The organism is Paenibacillus sp. FSL H8-0548, assembly GCF_038630985.1.
Classification (GTDB): domain Bacteria; phylum Bacillota; class Bacilli; order Paenibacillales; family Paenibacillaceae; genus Pristimantibacillus.
The window spans coordinates 1,793,247-1,813,964 of record NZ_CP152049.1 but is presented as its reverse complement, the minus strand read 5'-3'; the positions used below and the strand labels follow the sequence as shown (position 1 = coordinate 1,813,964).

Annotated in this window: 19 protein-coding genes; 2 read left to right on the top strand and 17 right to left on the bottom strand. The window is 43.0% G+C overall.

Annotated features, from left to right (window positions below):
- Positions 1–169: 169 nt before the first annotated feature.
- The 7 genes from MHI37_RS07700 to MHI37_RS07670 all read right to left on the bottom strand — a co-directional run bounded on the left by MHI37_RS07700 (position 170) and on the right by MHI37_RS07670 (position 9,539).
- Positions 170–1,033 (bottom strand): MurR/RpiR family transcriptional regulator, encoded by an 864-nt coding sequence (locus tag MHI37_RS07700; protein WP_076334336.1) that lies wholly within the window; start codon positions 1,031–1,033, stop codon positions 170–172.
- A gap of 227 nt (positions 1,034–1,260) precedes the next feature.
- A complete protein-coding gene (locus tag MHI37_RS07695) occupies positions 1,261–2,175 on the bottom strand; it encodes a BadF/BadG/BcrA/BcrD ATPase family protein (RefSeq protein WP_076334337.1) in 915 nt (304 codons plus the stop codon).
- 214 nt (positions 2,176–2,389) lie between these two features.
- The gene (locus MHI37_RS07690) at positions 2,390–4,042 is read right to left on the bottom strand and encodes an extracellular solute-binding protein (RefSeq protein WP_076334338.1); all 1,653 of its coding nucleotides are present in this window, start codon (positions 4,040–4,042) and stop codon (positions 2,390–2,392) included.
- Positions 4,043–4,088: 46 nt separating this feature from the next.
- Positions 4,089–4,988: a carbohydrate ABC transporter permease gene (locus tag MHI37_RS07685; protein ID WP_076334339.1), complete on the bottom strand. Its 900-nt coding sequence runs from the start codon at positions 4,986–4,988 to the stop codon at positions 4,089–4,091.
- Positions 4,989–5,003: 15 nt separating this feature from the next.
- A complete protein-coding gene (locus tag MHI37_RS07680) occupies positions 5,004–5,948 on the bottom strand; it encodes an ABC transporter permease subunit (protein WP_256709274.1) in 945 nt (314 codons plus the stop codon).
- Positions 5,949–6,183: 235 nt separating this feature from the next.
- On the bottom strand, positions 6,184–8,463 hold the full coding sequence (locus MHI37_RS07675) for a helix-turn-helix domain-containing protein (protein WP_076334341.1): 2,280 nt from the start codon (positions 8,461–8,463) through the stop codon (positions 6,184–6,186).
- 290 nt (positions 8,464–8,753) lie between these two features.
- Positions 8,754–9,539: an SDR family oxidoreductase gene (locus MHI37_RS07670; RefSeq protein WP_076334342.1), complete on the bottom strand. Its 786-nt coding sequence runs from the start codon at positions 9,537–9,539 to the stop codon at positions 8,754–8,756.
- Between the two features lie 236 nt (positions 9,540–9,775).
- Here MHI37_RS07670 and MHI37_RS07665 point away from each other — a divergent pair, with 236 nt between their 5' ends.
- Positions 9,776–10,402 (top strand): TetR/AcrR family transcriptional regulator, encoded by a 627-nt coding sequence (locus MHI37_RS07665; protein ID WP_076334343.1) that lies wholly within the window; start codon positions 9,776–9,778, stop codon positions 10,400–10,402.
- A gap of 99 nt (positions 10,403–10,501) precedes the next feature.
- On the opposite strand, the gene MHI37_RS07660 is transcribed toward MHI37_RS07665, so the two are convergent.
- The 5 genes from MHI37_RS07660 to MHI37_RS07640 all read right to left on the bottom strand — a co-directional run bounded on the left by MHI37_RS07660 (position 10,502) and on the right by MHI37_RS07640 (position 14,645).
- On the bottom strand, positions 10,502–11,461 hold the full coding sequence (locus tag MHI37_RS07660; RefSeq protein ID WP_076334344.1) for an aldo/keto reductase family protein: 960 nt from the start codon (positions 11,459–11,461) through the stop codon (positions 10,502–10,504).
- Positions 11,462–11,516: 55 nt separating this feature from the next.
- Positions 11,517–12,170 (bottom strand): ThuA domain-containing protein, encoded by a 654-nt coding sequence (locus MHI37_RS07655; protein WP_076334345.1) that lies wholly within the window; start codon positions 12,168–12,170, stop codon positions 11,517–11,519.
- A gap of 31 nt (positions 12,171–12,201) precedes the next feature.
- On the bottom strand, positions 12,202–12,897 hold the full coding sequence (locus MHI37_RS07650; protein WP_076334346.1) for an SDR family oxidoreductase: 696 nt from the start codon (positions 12,895–12,897) through the stop codon (positions 12,202–12,204).
- A gap of 61 nt (positions 12,898–12,958) precedes the next feature.
- Complete coding sequence (locus MHI37_RS07645) at positions 12,959–13,417, bottom strand: VOC family protein (RefSeq protein WP_076334347.1); 459 nt, start codon at positions 13,415–13,417, stop codon at positions 12,959–12,961.
- Positions 13,418–13,595: 178 nt separating this feature from the next.
- Complete coding sequence (locus tag MHI37_RS07640; RefSeq protein ID WP_083675987.1) at positions 13,596–14,645, bottom strand: LacI family DNA-binding transcriptional regulator; 1,050 nt, start codon at positions 14,643–14,645, stop codon at positions 13,596–13,598.
- 160 nt (positions 14,646–14,805) lie between these two features.
- Between MHI37_RS07640 and MHI37_RS07635 the strand changes: the two genes are divergently transcribed.
- On the top strand, positions 14,806–15,687 hold the full coding sequence (locus MHI37_RS07635; RefSeq protein WP_076334348.1) for a helix-turn-helix domain-containing protein: 882 nt from the start codon (positions 14,806–14,808) through the stop codon (positions 15,685–15,687).
- Positions 15,688–16,364: 677 nt separating this feature from the next.
- On the opposite strand, the gene rpmG is transcribed toward MHI37_RS07635, so the two are convergent.
- From rpmG to MHI37_RS07610, 5 genes are all read right to left on the bottom strand, one after another.
- Complete coding sequence (rpmG, locus tag MHI37_RS07630; protein ID WP_076334349.1) at positions 16,365–16,514, bottom strand: 50S ribosomal protein L33; 150 nt, start codon at positions 16,512–16,514, stop codon at positions 16,365–16,367.
- A gap of 54 nt (positions 16,515–16,568) precedes the next feature.
- On the bottom strand, positions 16,569–17,783 hold the full coding sequence (locus tag MHI37_RS07625; protein WP_076334350.1) for a GTP-binding protein: 1,215 nt from the start codon (positions 17,781–17,783) through the stop codon (positions 16,569–16,571).
- 323 nt (positions 17,784–18,106) lie between these two features.
- Positions 18,107–18,502 (bottom strand): hypothetical protein, encoded by a 396-nt coding sequence (locus tag MHI37_RS07620; RefSeq protein WP_218638913.1) that lies wholly within the window; start codon positions 18,500–18,502, stop codon positions 18,107–18,109.
- Positions 18,503–18,555: 53 nt separating this feature from the next.
- Positions 18,556–19,305, bottom strand: a complete 750-nt coding sequence (locus tag MHI37_RS07615; protein WP_342556542.1) for a hypothetical protein — start codon at positions 19,303–19,305, stop codon at positions 18,556–18,558.
- A 336-nt stretch (positions 19,306–19,641) separates the two neighbouring features.
- Entirely contained in the window at positions 19,642–20,715 is a 1,074-nt protein-coding gene (locus MHI37_RS07610) for a Gfo/Idh/MocA family oxidoreductase (RefSeq protein ID WP_076334352.1), read from the bottom strand.
- Positions 20,716–20,718: the final 3 nt, after the last annotated feature.

Sequence of the window (20,718 nt, the reverse complement as noted above, 5' to 3'; positions counted from 1 at the left end):
TCATCAAAGAGCCTTTATAGGAACATTATATCAAATTCTAAATAAAATTCAATATATTATTTCTTTTCAACTAATTTATTTTGTAATTTTATTTCAGTATCTAGCAGTAAGAAAAACCGTCAGTCCCTCCTGACGGTATGCTTCGTTAATAAGACTGCTAAGTAACAGCTTATTTATTTTGTTTGGAGCTGCTAACCGCCAGCCTAGTCCGTTCAAGAAGCTGAATATTTTCTTCAATATTTCCTGACGCAATCCCTACATACAAAATATCGATAATATTCAACTGCGCCATTCTAGAGGCCATCGCCCCGGTACGGATACTTTTCTCCAAAGAGCTGGTATGAAGACAGATGTCAGCAAGATTGGCAACCGGATTGCTGCCGAACTTGGTCAACGAGATCACATTGGCTCCATTCTCCTTGGCAATTTCAAGCGAACGTATCGTATCTTTGGTTTGTCCAGAGTATGAAATACCTAATGCTACATCATTCTCATTCAAATTAGCTGCAATCGTTGCTTGTGCATTGAAGCTATAGCCTGATTCACACCATCGATTAATCCTCATTAGTTTTTGTTGAAAGTCCTCTGCAATAATAGCAGAAGCTCCGATACCGAAAATAGCAATTTTTCTCGCTCGCTGCAGCTTATGGATCGCTTGTTCCAATGCCTCTACGGATAGGACAAGTATCGTATCCTGAATCGACTTAATATTGTTATGAGAGATGGATTGTACTAAATCTGATACCGCAGCCTCACTTCTGATCTCTTGATAGGAGTCGGTTTCCGAATCCGATGGCGAGTAGGATAGGTCTGCAGCAATCTTTAATTTGAGGTCCTGAAATCCTTTACAGTTCAACGTCCGTGATAACCGTACGATCGTCGCTTCGCTTACTTCAGCCAATTCCGCTAATTTTTGTACCGACATATTCACAGTTTCACTCGGATGCTTAAGTATATATTCCGCCGTTTTCTTCTCCATAGGTGTGAGCATATGAAATGCTTCTTCCATTCGAATAAGTGCACCCTTCAACATCCAATCACTCCTCATAAATAAATAAATAAATAAACCCTGACAATTCTAGTCCGTGTTGTGCGCTGCGCGAGTAGATCATTCTTACGATCGCTGTTGCAGCCAGATTCTTTGATTTCCTAAGACATTTAAAGGTTAGAATAAGGCTGCAAAGGCGAACACTTCGTTTCTACAGAACGATCTTCTCGCTTCGCTTAAACTTCATTTTTTAAGTTCAACTTATATATGAATTAGAGGGAAAGCAGTGCAATGGCAGCCGCACCATATGCAGCGTCTCGTTTAGGAATAATTACGTCAGCAAGGGGATAAAGCTCCTTCATTTGTTGAACAAACTGTGTATAAACATATGGCATATGTTGAAAAATGCTCCCCGTACATACAAGGCTGAACTCCTTTTCCTCCAAGCTCAGCTTACGAATGACGGCATCAGCCATTAGGATTAATTCTTTTGCTGCATGTAATAATATTTCAGATGCTTTAGGGTCATGTTCTAAAAAAGCATTTTTCACCACTTTAGTCAGAGCAGCAATATCCTGCTTTCCTGCTTGCTGATAAATAAAGCGAATCAGCTGTTCTGGTCGTTCCAGTTCTAGCTCTTTCATGATTTGCGGGAGTAATATGGTCGAGGGCTCTCTCCCGTCATAGCTGCGCAGCGCTGCTTTGATCGCCATAATTCCGATTTCATAGCCACTGCCTTCATCACCTGCAATATGTCCCCAACCGCCAGACCGGGCTTTTTCTCCAAGCGAATTAATTCCGTACGCCAACGAACCCGTACCCGATATAATGACGACGCCTTCTCTTTTTCCGCTCCCAGCTACAAGTGCGGTTTCAGCATCATTTGTGATGATAATCTTACCCCTAATACCGAATTTCACCAGCATATTTTGAAACAAAAGCTTCTCTTCAGGCCTATCTGCTCCAGAGTTGCCTAGACAGAATGCCTCACAATTGGACAATATCAACTTGCTGCTTTCCATCGCTTGAGAAATTAGGTTCTTAAGCTCCAGCTCGACACTCTCTGCCCCCATCGAATATAGGTTCGTAGGTCCGCCAAGCAATTCTACTATCGTATTCCCTGACAAATCAGCCAAATGCAGCTTGCTTTTTGTTCCACCACCATCAATTCCTATAACAAATTTCATTTCACACCTCCATACGCAATCGAATCTCCAAATTTTAATAATTGAGAATGCACCTGCACTTATATTAAACTAATGTTTTATTATTCACAATATCCTTAAAATAATATTTCATACCTAGTGATAGCTTTTGAAGTCAGCTGCTGGATAAGTGTTCGCGGAGAATAACAAAACCCGACTCCGTCTACTACGGGAATCGGGTTTTGTATGAAATGAATTATTTGAAGCTGCCTTTTTCAATAATTGCTTTCTTCTCATCTAAAATTTTCTGAAATCCAGCATCAAGATAGGTTTTTTTAGCTGCTTCATACAATGAATCAAATTGAGCCTCTGGAGAAGTAACGATTTTAATATACAATTCCTGGAACAATTCATTCAAATCAGCTTTATATTCACTAACTGTAGTGACTACCTCAGTAAATAAAGCATCTGGTGTACGATATTGAGCTGCTGCATCATAATTTTTCAAGTGCTCTTCAATTAAACCTTCATAGCCTTCAGGTGACCAGTTTCGTATTTTCGCCTTGGTATTGACTGCTGGATCAGGATATAGTGCCCCCTCTGTTACAAGCGCCCAATAGTCCTTGTTATTGTTCATAGCTAGAACAGACTCGCCTGCAAAATCTGCATTTTTAACAGCAATTCCTTCAGCATCAAGCGTGTAGTTTTCGCCTTCCACACCATTTTGCAGGAAGAATAAATGGTCTGGCTGACTCATCCACTCCAAGAACATCCAAACCGCAATACGTTCAATTTCAGGAGTTTGATAGTTTATTCCCATAATAAATCCGAACGGCCAATAAGCACGCTGCTGTGGTACAAGACCTTCTGGAGCACCAACTTCATAAGGAAGCAGTGCAAATTCAGCAGTTGGGTTATTTGCCAGAGTTGCAGCAATCACATCTGAATTGCTAGTTAAATAAGTACCATAAGTACCTGTTCTTCCTGCTACAAATTCGGATTTCACCTTATTATCATCATCTCTTAAATAAAACTCTTTATCAATAATTCCTGCATTAAATTGATAATTCAAATTGCGAAGATAACGTTCTGTGGCTACAGTAGTGAAATCTGCAATGGAAAGATCAGAGTTTAAAGCGCGATATTCTTTATCGATTGGCCAATCGCGGAATCCGTAATTGTAAGTAAAGTTGTTGCGAACCAAGTTTCCTCCTGCAACGCCTAAACCAGCATCCTTCCATTTTACAAGCATCTCATTAAATTTCTCTAGCGAAGTTAAATCATCTACCTTCATGCCCACCTGCTCGACCCAATCCTTACGAATTAATGTCAGGAAGTTATCCGCATCGGGCCTGCTCGCAAAGAAGAATATTTTTTCATTGTTAATCGTACCGTATTGTTCAATGGTCGAGCTCATATTAGTCCAATAGGTAGGAGCATACTTGGCCACTTCCTCCCACTCGATGGGCTGTAAAACATCCTCGCTGTAATAGGCAATCTGCTGCGGCATATCATAGTGGAAAATAATATCCGGTGCTTTACGGGCTGCTAGCAGCTGTTGAAAATCCTGTACTTCGTTTCCACGGGCGATTGGTATATATTTGACCGTAACATTATATTTATCTCCAAATTCCTTTTGAATCCAACGTGTATAATAGTTATCCGCCACATTCCAGCCTTCAAAAGCACGCTCATATACTGGAATTTCAATCGTTACCTTTTCCGGAAACCCATTTGAGTAATCCTTGTATCCACTTTCTTCTGTACTTGCTGTAGCGGCAGGCTGAGAGGTTTCTTTTTTATCTGTATTTGCACTAGGAGTGTTATTATTGTTCTTGCTGCATGCAGACAATAAACTCAGAAGCATAATTACAGCTAAAAATAGGATTGTAAATTTTTTGTTTCTCATTATAAATTGCCTCCCTAAATTAATTTTTACCAAATAAGTTATCCTCTTACTCTTTGACAGCACCTAGCATGACACCGTTCACAAAATATTTTTGAATAAATGGATATACACAAATAATAGGAACTGTAGCAAAAATAACACATGCAGCCTTCAGCACATCCGGATTCGTTAGCTGCACTTGCGTCGCCTCTAACTGAAAGCTTTCGCTAGCTTCAACAATCATATAATACATTTTCAGCTGCAATGGGCGCAGATCAATTCTCTGTTTAATATAAAACAGTGCATCCTGATACGCATTCCATCTTCCAACCGCATAGAATAGGGAAAGTGTTGCAATAATTGGCTTGGAAAGCGGCAGTACGATGCTCCATAATACACGGAAATGTCCCGCTCCATCAATGCGTGCTGATTCTTCTAAGCTGACTGGGATACTGCTGGAAATAGAGCTTCTCATAATCAAAAAGTTAAATGCGCTAAACGCTTGAGGCAATATAAGTGCCCACAAGGTATCCAGTAAACCAAGTGAATTGATAAGCAAATATTCCGGAATAATTCCACCGCTGAAATACAATGTAATCAAAAAGATAAACGACAGAAATGCGCGCCCTCTTAGCTGTTTACGTGACAAAGGATAAGCTGCACAAATCGTAATAAGCATTCCAAGTATCGTAAACAGCACAGTTACTACAACAGACACATATAGAGATCGTAGAATGGATGCGTCCCCTAGAACTTTCCCGTATGCTTCAAAGGTGAATCCCATCGGCCAAAGCATGACTTTATTCGCAAGTACATAGACGTCCTTACTCAAGGATTTGGCTAATATATGCAATAGCGGCAACAAGCAGGCTAACGCTGTCACGATCATTAACATATTAATTAGAGCATCCCAAAGATCGAATGGTTTCTTTGGCTTCACCCTGATTAAGTTAGTAGAAGCTTTCATAGTATGTCTCCCTTTCTACAGTAATCCGTCCTCGCCGAGTTTTTTGGCAATGTAGTCAGCTAACAATACTAATCCAAGTCCAATGACTGCCTGAAACAATCCAAGTGCGGTGGCACGGCTAAAATGCCCCGCCTCAATCCCCCAGCGATAAACTAGCACCTCTATTGTGGTTGTGTATTCTGTCGTAGCCTTATTCGCAAGCGCATAAATTCTCTCGAATGAGCCACCCATCACTTTCCCCAAATTCATAATTAATAAAGTGACAATTGTAACTCGAATACCGGGCAACGTTACATTCCACATTTTCCGCAAGCGTCCAGCACCATCGACAATCGCAGCCTCGTATAGCTCTGGATTAATTGAGCTTATAGATGCTAAATAAATGATTGTCCCCCAGCCCATACTTTGCCACACCCCTATGAGCAAATAACTTAGCAGCCAATGATTATCACTCTGCAAGAAGGGAATTCTAGTTCCCCCGAATGATTCCACAAGATTATTAATAACACCATTTCCTAAGCCTAGCAGCTGATAGGCAATTGCACCGATAATAACCCATGACAAGAAGTGCGGCAGGTACAGCAAGGTTTGATTAATTCGCTTCATCCTCACACTTCTAATTTCATTAAGAAGCAAGGATAAAACAATGGGTGCTGTGAAGCTAAGCAGCAGATCCAGCGTATTAAGCATTACCGTATTTCGCACTGCTCTCCCAAAATCACGCTTTGCAAATATGTCGAGAAACACTTGAAAGCCTACCCAATCACTGTCCCAGAAGCCTTTGGCAATTTTATAGTCCTTGAAAGCAACGACCGCTCCAAACATAGGCACTATTTTGAATAGCACGACAAAGAAAATGGGAATCAATAGCAGTAAGTAAAGATCTCTGTCTCGCTTAAAGTAGTACCATAAACCTTTCCCATCAACATCTTTGCTTTTTAAAGCGCTTACAAATTTCACATTCATACCTCCTCCTTTGAACTACATCCCCTTTTCGATTTTCAAACCCTGGCAAACCTTTTATGATTGAACGGAGAAGATAATTCACATCTTACACTGGGTCGTAAATAAAGGTAAATCGTAGATTTTGATTGCAGGCATCATTTTTGATTATGATCGAAAAGCCTTGATATACCTACGTTTTTTCAACATCACATACTATTTTCAGCTTCTCAATCCTCTAGATAGCCCTTATCTAAACATTCAACTTAGCCGCCTTATAGCTGCTTGGAGTAATTCCCTCATATCTACGAAAAAATCGATTAAAGCTTTGTATGTTGTTATAGCCAACCTGTGAAGAAATTTGTGTTACATTCAATGTCGTTTCGATCAGAAGCTGCTTGGCTGTTTGTATCCGCTTGAAGTTAATATAATCAATTAAGCTTTTCCCAGTCGATTCGTAAACAAGCTTTCTCATGTATGAATAGCTAATCCCGATTTCCTTAGCCATATCCTCAAATACAATATCCTCCTCAAAATGCTGATCTAAATATGCTAAAATTCGTTCTACATAATTAATCTCATTCCTATTAGAAGCTTCACTCGTACTAATCTCATAAAAAAACTCCTTCAAATAGCCTTCAAGCTCATCAAGTGTATCTATCGTGGCAATATTCGAATAAATATTTCCATTATCAGCAAGTATGCCGAACGAATTCGAATTTTTTTCATGTAAATGTTTGATCGTCACACCTATAAGCTGGTTATAAATAAACAATATATTGTCATAGGAGATATACTCTGCTGCTTCAATCTGATTACGAATCGTTTTGAGCTCTTGAATAATATTTTCCAGATCCCCAGTATCCAAAAAATTAATAATTCGCCTTTCACTGTCTAAGGGATAAAGATATTTTTGATTACTCATTGCTTCCGGTTTCCAGAAAAAAATACGTCCACTGCCTTCAATTATGCGATGCTTTATCAATTCCATTGCCTCTAAAATCTTATCGTGGATAGACGTGATCGATTCGGTCATCCTGCTAACGCCAATCGTTACCGTATGCCCAAAAACCTCATAAGCAGAATCACTTACAGCTGCAATAGCCTGCTTAAGCATATCCTCATGAGCTTTCACTGCTTCGCCAAAATTGACAAATATCGCTATTCTACCGTCCCCGTAGTGCACATTTCTCATATGTATGCCTTTAGAAGTTAAACTTTCACAGTGAGCAATAAACAAATATCGATGATAGGAGCGAGTCTCAGGGCTAGTTTTATTCATATATGCGCTATATTGATCGAGCGAAACCAACACAATAAGAAAGTTTTTTTCTGGAAATATCTCCAGCAGTAAATTCGTTTTATTTCGATTTAAGGTTTCACCTCTCATGAGATGATAGATCGCTAAGCTGCATGCATCCTGTTCATGCTCCGTTAACAGCATATTTAGCTTATCTTCCTCATCTTGCATTCTGCGGAAAGCTACATCTAGAAATACAAGCTCATTTTTGCCTGATAAGCCTAGATTACTAAATGCTCGTACATTTTGTACTAAGACTCGAATCGGCTTGGAAAGCCATGTAGCAAGAAATACAGTAAGGATAGTTCCGACCACTACAATTGCCGCTGTTAAAATAATCATATTTCTTTGAATGACTTGCGTTTTGGACAATAACTTTTCCATTGAATAAATTCCAACATACAGCCAATCAAATTGATTTAATCTACTCCAGGTATACAAGAGCCGCTCTCCCTCTACCTCTTGAAATAGGTAGCCCTCTAGATTATCATGGCTCATTAATTCATTGATTAGCGGAATTTCTGATGCGTCATGTAAGAGAAGATTTTTATTTTCATGTGAAATAATCTGATTAGCTTCATCAATAAGTATAAAACGATTGGCTTGATTGTCAGCAGAAGCATTCATATTTTGTGCTATTTGAGCTTCACGCAAATTCACAACAATAATCCCTTTGGTTGAGGTCGACAAACGATTAAGAGACAAAACATAAGAGATGACTTTTTCTCCTGAGCTCATTTCACGGGGATACCATACTCCTGCAATACCATCCCTTTTCGTAAGTGCATCCTTTATCCAATCGATGGTTTCATATCTTTCCAGCAAGGTAATACTTTTATCTGTTGAAATAAGATAATCCGCATCATTTAAATAAAAAAAAGCTGATGCTACACCATCATTTTTAGAGCTTAACCGTTGAAGCTCTTTTTGCAATGACAGTGCACTTTCAACTCTATTGTAATTAGCATTAAGGTTTTCAAATGTTTTAAAATTACGAATGCCATCAAAAATATTAGATGATGCTATTCGGATTGTATCTTGGGCCAAATAATTTAAAGCGCTTTCATTTACTCTCCGATTAGATTCCAAGCCAGCTAATGAAGATTCAGCAATAGCTGCCTCTGAATTTTTCAACATTTGTGTACCGCTATACCATGTCATAATAAAGATCGGAATGACCATTATACAAAACAAAATTAAAATGAGCTGAATCATCATAGGAAGTCGTTTCACATCACAACCCACCTTCAATATGCATATTTTCAAATTTTTGCACATTTTAAACTCTGATGCATTCAGCATATTTTATTTGGGATATGATGACCATCTACTTATTTGTGTATTTTGTTTAATTATCCGTGTTTATTCTAAAAAAAGATCCTTTACAATGAATATGGAAGGCAGCCCCTGTCCATGATCCACCGAAAGGATTCCTCAACTTAATTAACTTAATAACGGGATGATTTCATCTAACGAGCTTATCATGTAATCTGGGGAATAATTCCGGGGCAAAACTTTATTTATTAATGCCGTGTACGAAGCATCCGTCCAACGATAAAAAGCATTTGTTTGCGTGTGATGAAGCGAGACATTTGAGCAGAGAAATAGTTCCTAAATCCAGGGATTACATATACTTTTTTAGCTTGAAGTGCGCGAAGAGCAACTTTCACCACGTTTTTTGGCGTGTCTCTTTTCCCGATAGATGCTTCATCAGCCCCCACAACACTGAAAAATTCTGTTTCCGTGGACCCGGGACATAACGCAAAAAATTGCACACCTCGTTTTCGATTTTCCTCCCATAGAGCCTCCGTAAATGATAATACAAAAGCTTTAGTTGCGCCATATACGGCCATATTAGGAAGAGATTGAAATCCTGCTGTTGAAGCTACATTTATGACCACTCCGCTTTTCCTGTTCAGCATTTCCGGTAAAAATAAATGGGTAAGATCTACAACCGCCAACACATTCAGCATCACTTCTTCATGCTGCCTAGGGCCAGACAGTTGTTCAAAAAGCCCATAAGTAGCGAATCCTGCGTTGTTTATTAAAATATCTACACTCAATCCACGCTCTATACATTGTTGATACAGCCTATTCGGGGAACCTTCTTGAGATAAATCAGAAACAATCACCTGCGTTTGAATACGATATTCTTTTTGTAGTTTCTCAGCTAAAGTGTTCAGTTTGTCTTCCGAGCGTGCAACCAAAATCAAGTGGCTCCCCTTAGCTGCAAGCTCATACGCAAACGCTTCACCTATACCCGAAGAAGCACCTGTAATCAGCGTCCATTTGTTTTGTGTTGATATCATGCTGCAATCTCTCCTTCAATCGCGATATAGAAACAATGTTTCAATAAGAATCATTGTACCTAAATGAAATTACGATGTCAAACTGACAGCTTTTCTATGTACAAGCTGCTGCTGTATTTCGTCATATCCATATGCAATCCATTTATAAATTGGCAATTTCTAATCCAAAACAGTAAAATTAACTTTAAAGAATAAGGCTATTCAAGAAAACTACCGTTCTAAGGGTGTGAAATGATATGAATAATCGTACAGTTACAACCTACCCAAATGCCAAACTTCAGCATACCGAAATATTGAAGCTTAACATTATAGAAGCTGCTGCATCGATACTTCAGGAATATGGTCCCGAGGCCGTGACCATACGCCGGGTATCAGAGAAAATGGAATGTCCCACAAAAATTATTTATAATTTGTTTGGAAGCAAGGAAGGGTTAGCTAAGCAACTTTTTCTGGAAGGCTGCAAATTGCTAGCTGCTGCCTTTCAATCGATACCAGAACAAGCTGATCTCAAACTATATCTGAGTGATCTTGGACAAGCGTATTGGGATTTCTCACGAAATCATACCAGCTATTATATGGTGATGTTTGGTGGAGCCTTCAGCGAATTCAAACCGGAAGAGGAAAGTTTACAGGCGATCGTAACCGCTTTACAACAAGTGATTATCATAATTACAAAGGCCATTGAGCAAGGCTTAATTTCCGAGAAAGATCCCCTGCTTGTTGTTAATCTGATTTGGGCGCCGCTGCATGGTACCATTCACCTGTATCTAGGGGGGCATATTCAACATGAGGCTGCCGCTAAAATAATATATGATAAATCAGTATCAAATTTAACTCATACACTCATGCGAAGCGATAGTTAAATCAAATAAATATAAGCCGCTAGAAATGAAATAGTCCATTTCTAACGGCTTATTGAAAGATAATTATATAATAACTTCATTCGTTAAGGTTTTTTCGACTTAAGCATCTACCGTTAAAATCGTTTCAATCCGCTGAACAAGATCATCCGTCAGCTTAACCTCACTCGCCTTGATGTTTTCTACAATTTGCTCGGGCCGGCTTGCACCAACTAATGCGCTGGCTACATTTGGCTGTCTCAGCACCCATGCAATAGCAAGCTGGGCAACTGAGCAGCCAAGCTCCTCTGCCAATCCCTTAAGCTCATCTACGCGCGATAAATGCCAATCGGTCAAGTAACCGCTAATATACATGTTGGAGCTCGCATCCAGTGCGCGGCTGCCCTGCGGTTTTCCTGCTTCACCACGGCTGTATTTACCTGTAAGCACGCCCTGCGCAAGCGGCGAGAATACGACCTGGCTGATCCCATTCCGTTCGCCAAGAGGGATAATTTCCTGTTCAATCTTACGATGGAACATATGATATTGCGGCTGATTGACTACAATCCGATCAAGCAAATATTTATCTGCGACTTGAAGCGCTTCCTGCATTTGAGCAGCTGTCCATTCACTTACACCGACATAAAGAACCTTTCCAGAGCGAACGAGATCCTCAAGCGTACGGAGTGTCTCATCTACAGGAGTTTCCGGGTCAAAGCGGTGACAATAATAAATGTCTACATAGTCAAGTCCCAGCCGCTTCAAGCTCGCATTAGCCTGCTCCAGTATATGCTTGCGCGACAAACCGCGATCATTCGGGCCAGAGCCCATTTCTCCAAATACCTTAGTTGCGATCACATAGGATTCACGATTATAGCCCCTCAACGCTTCGCCGACGACCTCTTCTGCTTTTCCACGCATATAGACATTAGCTGTATCAAAAAAATTAATACCCAGCTCATAGGCCTGTGCGATCGTTTTGGCTGCTGTTCCATCATCAACCGAATTTCCGTAGGTCAGCCAGCTTCCAAGGCTAATTTCGCTTACTTTTAAGCCCGTTCTACCCAGTTTCCGATAGTTCATGGTAACCTCCAGCAGTTCTATTTTTGATCCGAAAAATTCAATAATCCCGAATCATTTATACTCCATTAACATCAGCCAACCATTCAATCTCACACTTCAGCAAGCTCAAAAAATTCAAATTCAGCAAGCCCTCTTCAAGATGTGCTGGCGTTAGACAGCTGACTCTGCCTGCCCCATAGGGGTGACGCCAACCGGCAATCGACTCTCCATCTACCGAAGAGGAGCGGAGAAACACTTCCGTACGCTCAGCATCGCAGTGTACAAAATAATGCTCATCCATAATTTCAAAGGGCTGGGGCTGCTCGGCGTTTACCGAGGTGTAGCTCACCAGCTCATGCTGGCTCGGATGGGATAAGAAATAACCGCGAAGCATACGTATGTAGCTGCTGTCTACAGGATAAGACGCTAACCCGGAATGCCAAGCCAGCCAGCTCCCGCCATTTTCCACATATTGCACAATCTGATCTGCTATCACCGGGGTCATCCATTTCAAATCAGGCTGCGACGTTGGTGCAATACGGTCCTCTGCGAACAAGATAACCGTGTCAGGCGATTCTCCTAGCGCAGAAACCAAGCTTTCCGTGTCGGCGACAAAATGCACCTTCAGCTGCTCAGACGCATGACTTGCGGCCAAAGCTTTAAGCAGCGCCTCGCGCGCAAGCTCCTCCTTATGGTAGAAATCGCCTACCAAAGCAACGATCGTTTTCATGCAGCACCTCCCCTCTCTTCAGCTCGCTCCATTATATGGACATCGGATTTCCTTCATGATCAATGAACAATGTGTCTGCTAACGTCTTCCTCTCTACAATGTTCAGAATACCAGCAGCCGAGCTTGCCGCATCTCCTGGTGCCTGATCACCGCCCATATCTGTTTTTATCCAGCCCGGATGAAGCGCATGAACGACAAAGCCTTGAGGCTCAAGCTCCCGCCTTAGCTGTGCCGAGAACATATTAAGTGCCGACTTCGAAAGGGCATAGGAATAATCGCCGCCATAAGCGCCTGCAAAGCTGCCCGCTTCAGAGCTGATATTAATAATGCATTGGCGTTCCCCTTTGCGGAGCAGCGGCAAGAAATGCTTTAGCACCACAATTGGACCGTACAAATTAGTCTGGAAGGACTGCTCCACCTGCTCCAAATCAAGCTGCTCCAGCTTTTGATCCCTGCCAAGCAATATCGCCGCACTATTAATGACAGCATCCAAGCTGTCGAGCCGACCACTGACTTGCCCATACGCGTACCCAACAGAATTTTCATCCGTCACATCAAGCGGCAAAATCGTCACTTGTTCTGGAAAGCTTGTCAGCAGCTCCTGCAAACCTTCCGCAGACGAGCCTGGGCTCCGAACGCCAGTAAGTACATGATGTCCGCGCTTACATGCCTCACGAGCAAGCGCCAAGCCGAGGCCTCTATTTGCACCTGTTATCAGTATGTTCATCTCTCTTGTATCCTCCTATAAATCATCTATTCCTATTTTTTAAAGCCTGCAAGTTATAAATCTATTTCTTATCGTTCTCCAGCAGCTCCAGCATAATCTTCAGCTGCTTGAACGAATCCATATAAGCGTAACGTCCGCCTGTATACTCACCCTTCTGTACGAGCGGCATCCCAAGCTTCTCCATAGACGCAACCTTTTCCTTCATACCCTCTACAACAAAGGCAATATGATGCGGCCCTTCCCCATGCTTATCCAGATGCTCTCTCCAAGTGCTAGGATGCTCATCTGGCTCAATCAGCTCAAGCTGCAGCGAGCCCATATCAAAAAAAGCAAGCTTCGCACGCGCTACTGATGATTCTCCGTTATATTCGGTTTGTGCTTTCTCAACCGTATCCGTCCAAAACCATTTGGGCTTCTCCACACCAAAAAAATCAGCATATGCTTGCGAAACCTCATCAATATCGTTAACCAATAGTCCAATTTGCGTAATTACTCCAGTTCCAAGAACATTTTCGCCCATGTTTATCGTCTCCCTATCGGTATATTTATGTTAATTAAATGAATAAAAATGCTGTATAACAAACGTACTGCTTCTACATTCACATCCCCCCTCTCAAAATCATTCAAACAAATCTCAGTCTCTCTATGAACGCGTGTTTATTTTCAAACACAAAAATCCGCACTCACAGCAGCAAAGTCTACAACTCCGCAGGCAGCCTTTGACAGGAATCACGAATAATGAGCTCCGTACTTGCCGAAAAGGTTTGAAAATGTTCTGTGCCCTTCTCTATGCTTGAAATTAAGGTTTTCGCCAATTTATCCATCATATCTGCAAAACCGACACGTATAGTCGTTAAAGCCGGACTATGGTAAGCGCTTCGAGTGTGATCGTCGAAGCCGATCACCGAAAGCTGCTCCGGCACACGTATCCCGTGCTCCTTCAGTGCCCGAATAGCCCCGAAAGCTACGCTGTCATTGGCTGCGAATAACGCTGTCGGCAGCTCCTGCCTCGACTGCAATAAATCGTTCATCGCCTTATAGCCGCTCGCTTCGTTAAAATCTCCTGGCAGCATCCACTTCGTGACGAGCGGCAATTGATGCCTCGCCATCACCGCCTGGAAGCTTCTTAGCTTCGATGAACCAGAGTAACGGTTCATATCCCCATTAATCATGCCGATTCGCTTATGACCCAGACTAACCAAATAATCAATCGCCAGTCCTACACCCGTTTCATTGTCAAAGTTAAATACGATGCGGTTCGCCTCGGTCCGCCCTGGCAAGTGCTGATCCACAATCGCTGCCATAAAACCTTCTGCGATCAGCTCCTCGATTAGCGGCTCATGATTGGCAGCCCCAATAAATATGCCACCATCAATTCTTCGCTGATAAAAGCTTTCTTTAATCGTCCTTATCTCCTCCGCCTCTCTCATATCACGGACGATATGCGTCAGCACATAGTAGCCCTGTGAGGAAGCGCTATCAATAATACGTGCGAGCAGCAAACTAGAGATGCTGTCACCTGATACGCAGCCTGCATCGACCATGAATAAGCCGATCGTTCTCGTGCGCTTGCCAGCCAGCACTTGAGCAGACAGGTTGGGATAATAGTTGTATTGCTGAATAATTTTTAATACCTTTTGCTTTGTCTTCTCGGGGACATTAGCATAATTGTTAATTACGCGGCTGACTGTGCTTCTGGACACGCCTGCCAGCCTCGCAATTTCCGTACTGTTGATTTCCTTGCCCAACCAAAGTTCCCTCTTTCTGTGAACACGTGTTTATGGGCATATGGTATCAATGATCTCATAAGCTGTCAATGACTTTTTACGACATGACCTTTTACGACTTGTACAGAGAACTGCTCTAATTGTAAAATAGAACCGTATAGCCAAGGGGGCAGCGCATACTATGTTAAAAAAAGCAGATGGCTTTAATTCAGAAAAAATTATCGTGCTTCCGCACTATCAACTAAATGAAATCGTCGATCATCCGATCATTAGTCAGCTGTATATCACTGATATTGGCTATTATCCACGAGCCACTAATCACTTTCGGGAACGGCCGGATGGCTGTGATTCCTATATATTCATTTATTGTGCAAGCGGACAAGGCTGGATCGAAATCGATAAGCAAGAGCGCTTTTCCGTAATGGAGCAATCGTTCGCCTTCATTCCAGCCGATACTCCCCATGCTTATGGGGCTGACGAGAACAATCCATGGAGCATTTACTGGTTTCATCTAAAGGGCTCACAGGTAGCTGAGCTTATGGAAAGCTATGGCCCTTATGACGGTCCTCTCCAGCTTGCCTTATCCGATGCTGAGAAAATACTGGAATTATTTCATCAATGCTACGACCTGCTGTCATCAAAAGCTTATTCCGCCGCTCATCAAATTCATATCTCGCATACGATGCGCTATATGCTTAGCTTCATTGGGCTTATCCCAAGAAGAAAGCAAGAGGAGAAGACGCTTGCTTATATTGAACAAGCCATTCTCTACATGCAGGAGCGGCTGGAGATGAATCTAACTCTCGAGAGTCTAGTTGCCTATACGAATATCTCAAAGCAGCATCTCAATCATTTGTTCAAGCAAGCGACTGGCAGTGCTCCTATTGACTACTACTTACGCTTGAAAATGCAAAGAGCCTGCCAACTGCTCGATCTGACGGACAAGAGCATTAAGGAGATCAGCCTATCTGTCGGCCTCAGCGATCCTTATTATTTCTCCCGTCTGTTCAAAAAGATCATTGGAGCCTCTCCCTCCGAATATCGAAGCAAGCTGAAGGGTTAGCTCGGCTTTTAGTCTAAGCCCTGCCACATGATGATGGCTTAAATTACTATAAAAATGCTTATCTATCCCATAATCGCACGGAACAGCTGGGCTACACTGCACTTTATGCAGTAGATTTGATGTTACTAGCCCAGCCTCTCATGTACACTACACTTTCTGCAGTAGATCTCCTCTTTTGAAGAGGAAACTCACCTTTAAACGCTAGTTCCGTTGCAATAGTGCAGTGTAGCTGTCCAAATGAGCACTCATGTAAGGTTTCTGTTGTAATAAGTACATCATAGGTTTCGGAACATTTGTTATAGCGTTACCCATCAGCATAGATCAGAGAAAGCAACGGGTGAATGGAAACCGCAGACGCGTCAGCTCACATTTCTAACGGAAGCCACAGACGTTAAATCGCCTTTATTTTTCGTTTCAAGATTTTAACGGAAACAGAGGCCTCTATTTGTACCTTACATGCCGGTTCTCGCTTCATTTCTGCGGAATAGCGTCTATGGCTTCCGTTAAAATGTGACGCTAACCAAAAATGGAACTTTAGCGTCTCTGGCTTCCGTTAGCTTTCGTTAGCCTCCTTCCGGTTGCTGGTACAGAATCGGTATCAACAGGTTTCGAGAATCCATAGTTTCCTATACAACAAGAAAACCGGACATCATTGTCCGGTTTTCTTAGCACTTCTATTATCTCGTTTCTCTATGCACGGTTACTCTTTTAAGACGCGGACTATATTTCCTTACCTCAAGCCGCTCCGGCGTCGTTCTTTTATTTTTTGTTGTTGTATAGTTGCGGTCACCCGTTTCTGTACATGCAAGCGTCACTAATACTCTCACAGTATTCACCTCCTAAATAGGTTTTCATCTCTATATCCTTCTGCAATGGGCTACTCAATGAAGAGTTGTTTCCAGCTGTTCGTCCATCGCATTTGGGAATTCATCGGTAAAGTCATTCCAATCCTGCAGCAGCTCTCCATCGCTAAGCAAGCAGCTATCGAGCGAGTCAATCAGCTTTGTGCGATTCATTTCAATACCGATAAATACAACTTTATTGACACGATCACCATACTTTTCATCCCAAAGATCAGCAAGCTCCGGCTCCTCTTGAAGTACTGCTTCCTGCTCCGCTTCAGGCAAGGCAGCCGTCCATTGACCGGCTGGGCCAAATTGAATGGAAGGGCCTGCTTGGCTTAAGCTTTGAGCATAATCATTGCGCGTTGCCAGCCATACCATTCCCTTCGCGCGGACGATTTCCTCCGGCCATTCCTCCATCCATCCCATAAGCCGCTGTGGATGAAAAGGTTTCGTCCGCTCATAAACGAAGGAAGAAATGCCGTACTCCTCAGTTTCTGGCGTATGCGACGGTGCTGCCAGCTCCCTCATCCATCCAGCCGATTGGCTCGCCTCCTCGAAGTCGAACAAGGATGTGTTTAAAATATCTTTCGGATCAATTTGTCCCTTAGAGCTGCGAATGAACTTTGCACGCGGCTGCAGCGTTCGAAGTACCCCCTCCAGCTCCGCTAATTCCTCTTCGCCGACAAGATCACATTTGTTCAAAATCAGCACATCACAAAACTCAATTTGATCAATGAGGAGATCAACCACCTCGCGTGTATCCTCCTCGTCAACGGCTTGGCTTCGCTCCAGCAGCGTCTCGCCAGATGAATAATCATGCCAAAAACGATACGCATCAACTACCGTAACCATGCAATCCAGCTTGCAAAATTGTGATAAATCAATGCCCTGTTCTTCGTCAAGATAAGTAAAGGTCTGAGCTACGGGCACCGGCTCTCCAACACCTGTCGATTCAATTAATATATAATCAAATCGATTTTCCTTTGCCAGCGTTTCGACTTCCTTCAGTAAATCCTCCCGCAGCGTGCAGCATATACAGCCATTAGACATCTCAACAAGCTTCTCGTCTGTACGTGATAAGCTGCTGCCTTCCTTGATCAAGCTCGCATCAATATTCAATTCACTTAAATCGTTAACAATGACAGCTACCTTAAGTCCATCCCGGTTATTTAGAACATGATTCATAATTGTAGTTTTGCCCGCTCCTAAATAACCGCTTAAAACGGTTACTGGAATTTTATTTACTGTCATCCGTCGCACCTCAGTCTCATTTCAATTTATACGTAATAATTACGATTAATATTAAAATAAAAAGCCGCCCTTCGCGACTAATAGTAATAATTACGTTTTGTTGAGTATACCAATTTGAAACACTTGCGTCAAGATAGTAATTATTACTATCTATTTTCAGAAATACACATTTCCCCTTTCAAGATAGATCTGCCATCAATCTAATTTCTGAAAATAGGTTGATTACAAAATTGATTACTCTATCGAAAAAGAGTCTATTAAAAAATAATAACCGGCACGGAATAACGACCGGTTATGTTTTTAAGTTAATATTCTATTACTACTTATGCGATTTGCATGATAGTAAGGTGTGCTGAAACAGATCTTGTTCCTCCAGCAACTGGCGTAATCGTTAGTGCCGTGGAATTCCCAGCAGGGTTTCGCACAGTGAGTATTGAATTGATTGCAGTCGTTTGTACAAGAGCCATTCCAACGATCTGAGATGCGCCTGTTGCTCGACCGACCACCGTATAGGCTAGGTCATCTCCATTGATAGTTAAAATAAGCTGGCCCGGCTCGCTCACACTTACCTGAAACAAAACCTGATATGTTCCAATTATCTCCAAGTTAAACGTATCGGCACCCGTACGGGAAATTGAAGTCCCACTTGTAGGTCCACTTTGTGGAAAACCGACATCTCCACCAACAGCAACTGTTGCAGCATTATCAGACGGCATCAACGCAAAAAAGTCTGCAAAGCTTAATACTCCACCAGGCGCACCGGTTGCTCCTGCTATTCCTTGCGCTCCCGGCTCTCCTTGTATTCCTTGCTCTCCCGACTCTCCTTGTATTCCTTGCTCTCCCGGCTCTCCCGGCTCTCCTTGTATTCCTTGCGCTCCTGGCTCTCCTTGTATTCCTTGCTCTCCCGACTCTCCTTGTATTCCTTGCGCTCCTGGCTCTCCTTGTATTCCTTGCGCTCCCGGCTCTCCTTGTATTCCAGGCTCTCCCGACTCTCCTTGTATTCCTTGCTCTCCCGACTCTCCTTGTACTCCTTGCTCTCCCAACTCCCCTTGTATTCCTTGCGCTCCCAACTCCCCTTGTATTCCTTGCGCTCCCGGTTCTCCTTGCACTCCTGACTCTCCCGGTTCTCCTTGTATTCCTTGCGCTCCTTGCTCTCCCGACTCCCCTTGTATTCCTTGCGCTCCCGGTTCTCCTTGTATTCCTTGCGCTCCTGGCGCTCCTGGCTCTCCTTGTGCTCCTTGCGCTCCCTGCTCTCCTTGCGCTCCCGGCTCTCCTTGCGCACCTTGCACTCCTTGTGGTCCCGTAGGGCCGCCAGCTGGACCGGCAGGTCCTTGCTCTCCTTGTGCTCCTTGCGCACCTTGTGGACCTTGTGGTCCCATAGGGCCACCAGCTGCACCGGCAACTCCTTGTGCTCCTTGTGCTCCTTGCGCTCCTTGCGCTCCTTGCACTCCTTGCGCTCCTTGCACTCCTTGTGCTCCTTGTGCTCCTTGTGGTCCCCGAGAGCCCCTCGGTGCTGTAACATTCACTTGAGGTGGTGGACAATTTACCTTCACTATCTTTTTAACAATTGGTTTACGATTTTTCTTTCTTTTTCTCGGTATGCAAACTATTACGGTTTTCTTTTTACACCTTTTCTTTTCATCCCTACAACTCACAAACTACACCTCCATATCATGATGATGTAGTGTACGTTACTAGTTAATTTAAAGGTTGGACTAATAGGCATTTTCAGCTAGACTACAAACTATTTCTAGAAAACTAGGTCAATAATATGGTACTTTCACCGTTGGCTGTGCTATAACCCCTAATGAAAAAGAGCTGCCCCACGGTCAGTGACCGTAAAGACAGCTCTTTGTACTTACTCTATTCTCGTAGCATTCTTCTGCGCCAGCAGTGATAGCTCGGCAGCTTTAAAGGCGTGCTCCTGCGTCATAGCAAGCTCTGTTCCATTCAAGCAGTCGAGGATGAGCTGGCCGAAATACGGAAAGCCTACCTTGCCGCCAAGCTGCATATGCTGCTCGCCATCGGCGTTCACCAAGTACAGCTGGTCGCCTTCCTTCTCTCTTCCGATATCGATATATTTGCGCAGCTCGATATAGCCATCCGTACCGAGAATGATGGTCCGGCCATCGCCCCAGGTGCCAAGTCCACTTGGCGTAAGCCAATCCAGTCGGAAGTAGCCTGTAGCTCCATTCTCCCCCACAACCGTAAAATCACCAAAATCCTCAAGCTCAGGATAATCCTTGTTCGCATAATTGGCGACCTTGCTGTTCACGATGTTTCCGTTGCGATTTCCTGTAAAATATAGAAACTGTTCGACTTGATGCGAACCAATGTCACAAATAATGCCGCCATACTTTTCCTTTTCAAAAAACCATGCAGGGCGCGAAGCTGCGTTCAAGCGATGCGGTCCAAGACCAATCACCTGCACGACGCGTCCAATTGCGCCACGCTCAATCAGTTCACCAGCAAACACAGCGCTTTCCACATGCAGCCGCTCACTGTAATAAACCGCATATTTTTTCCCAGTCTCCGCATACGCTGTACGGGCATCCGCAAGCTGCTCAAGCGTAGTAAACGGCGCCTTATCTGTAAAATAATGCTTGCCGCTTCGCATTACGCGAACGCCTAGCGGTCCACGCTCCGAAGTAATAGCGGCTGCCGCAACGAGCTGAACCTCTGGATCTGTGAGAACCTGCTCTTCTGAATCTGCTGCTTGTACCTGTGGATATTGCTTAATGAAGGCTGCAACTCTAGCCGGATCATGATCATATACCCATTTGATCGTTGCTCCTGCTTCTATAAGTCCGTTGCACATGCCATAGATATGTCCGTGATCAAGACTAACTGCAGCGATAACAAATTGTCCGTCCTCGACAACTTTGTTTGGTTTTCCTTTTGGTGCATAATTCATACCATCCGCTTTACTCATCTC

What these genes read in the sequence shown, in the direction of transcription:
- MHI37_RS07650 (WP_076334346.1), bottom strand. Translation starts at nt 12,897, where the DNA reads ATGAACATACTGATAACAGGTGCAAATAGAGGCCTCGGCTTGGCGCTT.
- MHI37_RS07670 (WP_076334342.1), bottom strand. Translation starts at nt 9,539, where the DNA reads ATGATATCAACACAAAACAAATGGACGCTGATTACAGGTGCTTCTTCG.
- MHI37_RS07625 (WP_076334350.1), bottom strand. Translation starts at nt 17,783, where the DNA reads ATGACAGTAAATAAAATTCCAGTAACCGTTTTAAGCGGTTATTTAGGA.
- MHI37_RS07655 (WP_076334345.1), bottom strand. Translation starts at nt 12,170, where the DNA reads ATGAAAACGATCGTTGCTTTGGTAGGCGATTTCTACCATAAGGAGGAG.
- MHI37_RS07695 (WP_076334337.1), bottom strand. Translation starts at nt 2,175, where the DNA reads ATGAAATTTGTTATAGGAATTGATGGTGGTGGAACAAAAAGCAAGCTG.
- MHI37_RS07635 (WP_076334348.1), top strand. Translation starts at nt 14,806, where the DNA reads ATGTTAAAAAAAGCAGATGGCTTTAATTCAGAAAAAATTATCGTGCTT.
- MHI37_RS07615 (WP_342556542.1), bottom strand. Translation starts at nt 19,305, where the DNA reads ATGTTACAGCACCGAGGGGCTCTCGGGGACCACAAGGAGCACAAGGAG.
- MHI37_RS07685 (WP_076334339.1), bottom strand. Translation starts at nt 4,988, where the DNA reads ATGAAAGCTTCTACTAACTTAATCAGGGTGAAGCCAAAGAAACCATTC.
- MHI37_RS07660 (WP_076334344.1), bottom strand. Translation starts at nt 11,461, where the DNA reads ATGAACTATCGGAAACTGGGTAGAACGGGCTTAAAAGTAAGCGAAATT.
- MHI37_RS07700 (WP_076334336.1), bottom strand. Translation starts at nt 1,033, where the DNA reads ATGTTGAAGGGTGCACTTATTCGAATGGAAGAAGCATTTCATATGCTC.
- MHI37_RS07665 (WP_076334343.1), top strand. Translation starts at nt 9,776, where the DNA reads ATGAATAATCGTACAGTTACAACCTACCCAAATGCCAAACTTCAGCAT.
- MHI37_RS07645 (WP_076334347.1), bottom strand. Translation starts at nt 13,417, where the DNA reads ATGGGCGAAAATGTTCTTGGAACTGGAGTAATTACGCAAATTGGACTA.
- MHI37_RS07610 (WP_076334352.1), bottom strand. Translation starts at nt 20,715, where the DNA reads ATGAGTAAAGCGGATGGTATGAATTATGCACCAAAAGGAAAACCAAAC.
- MHI37_RS07690 (WP_076334338.1), bottom strand. Translation starts at nt 4,042, where the DNA reads ATGAGAAACAAAAAATTTACAATCCTATTTTTAGCTGTAATTATGCTT.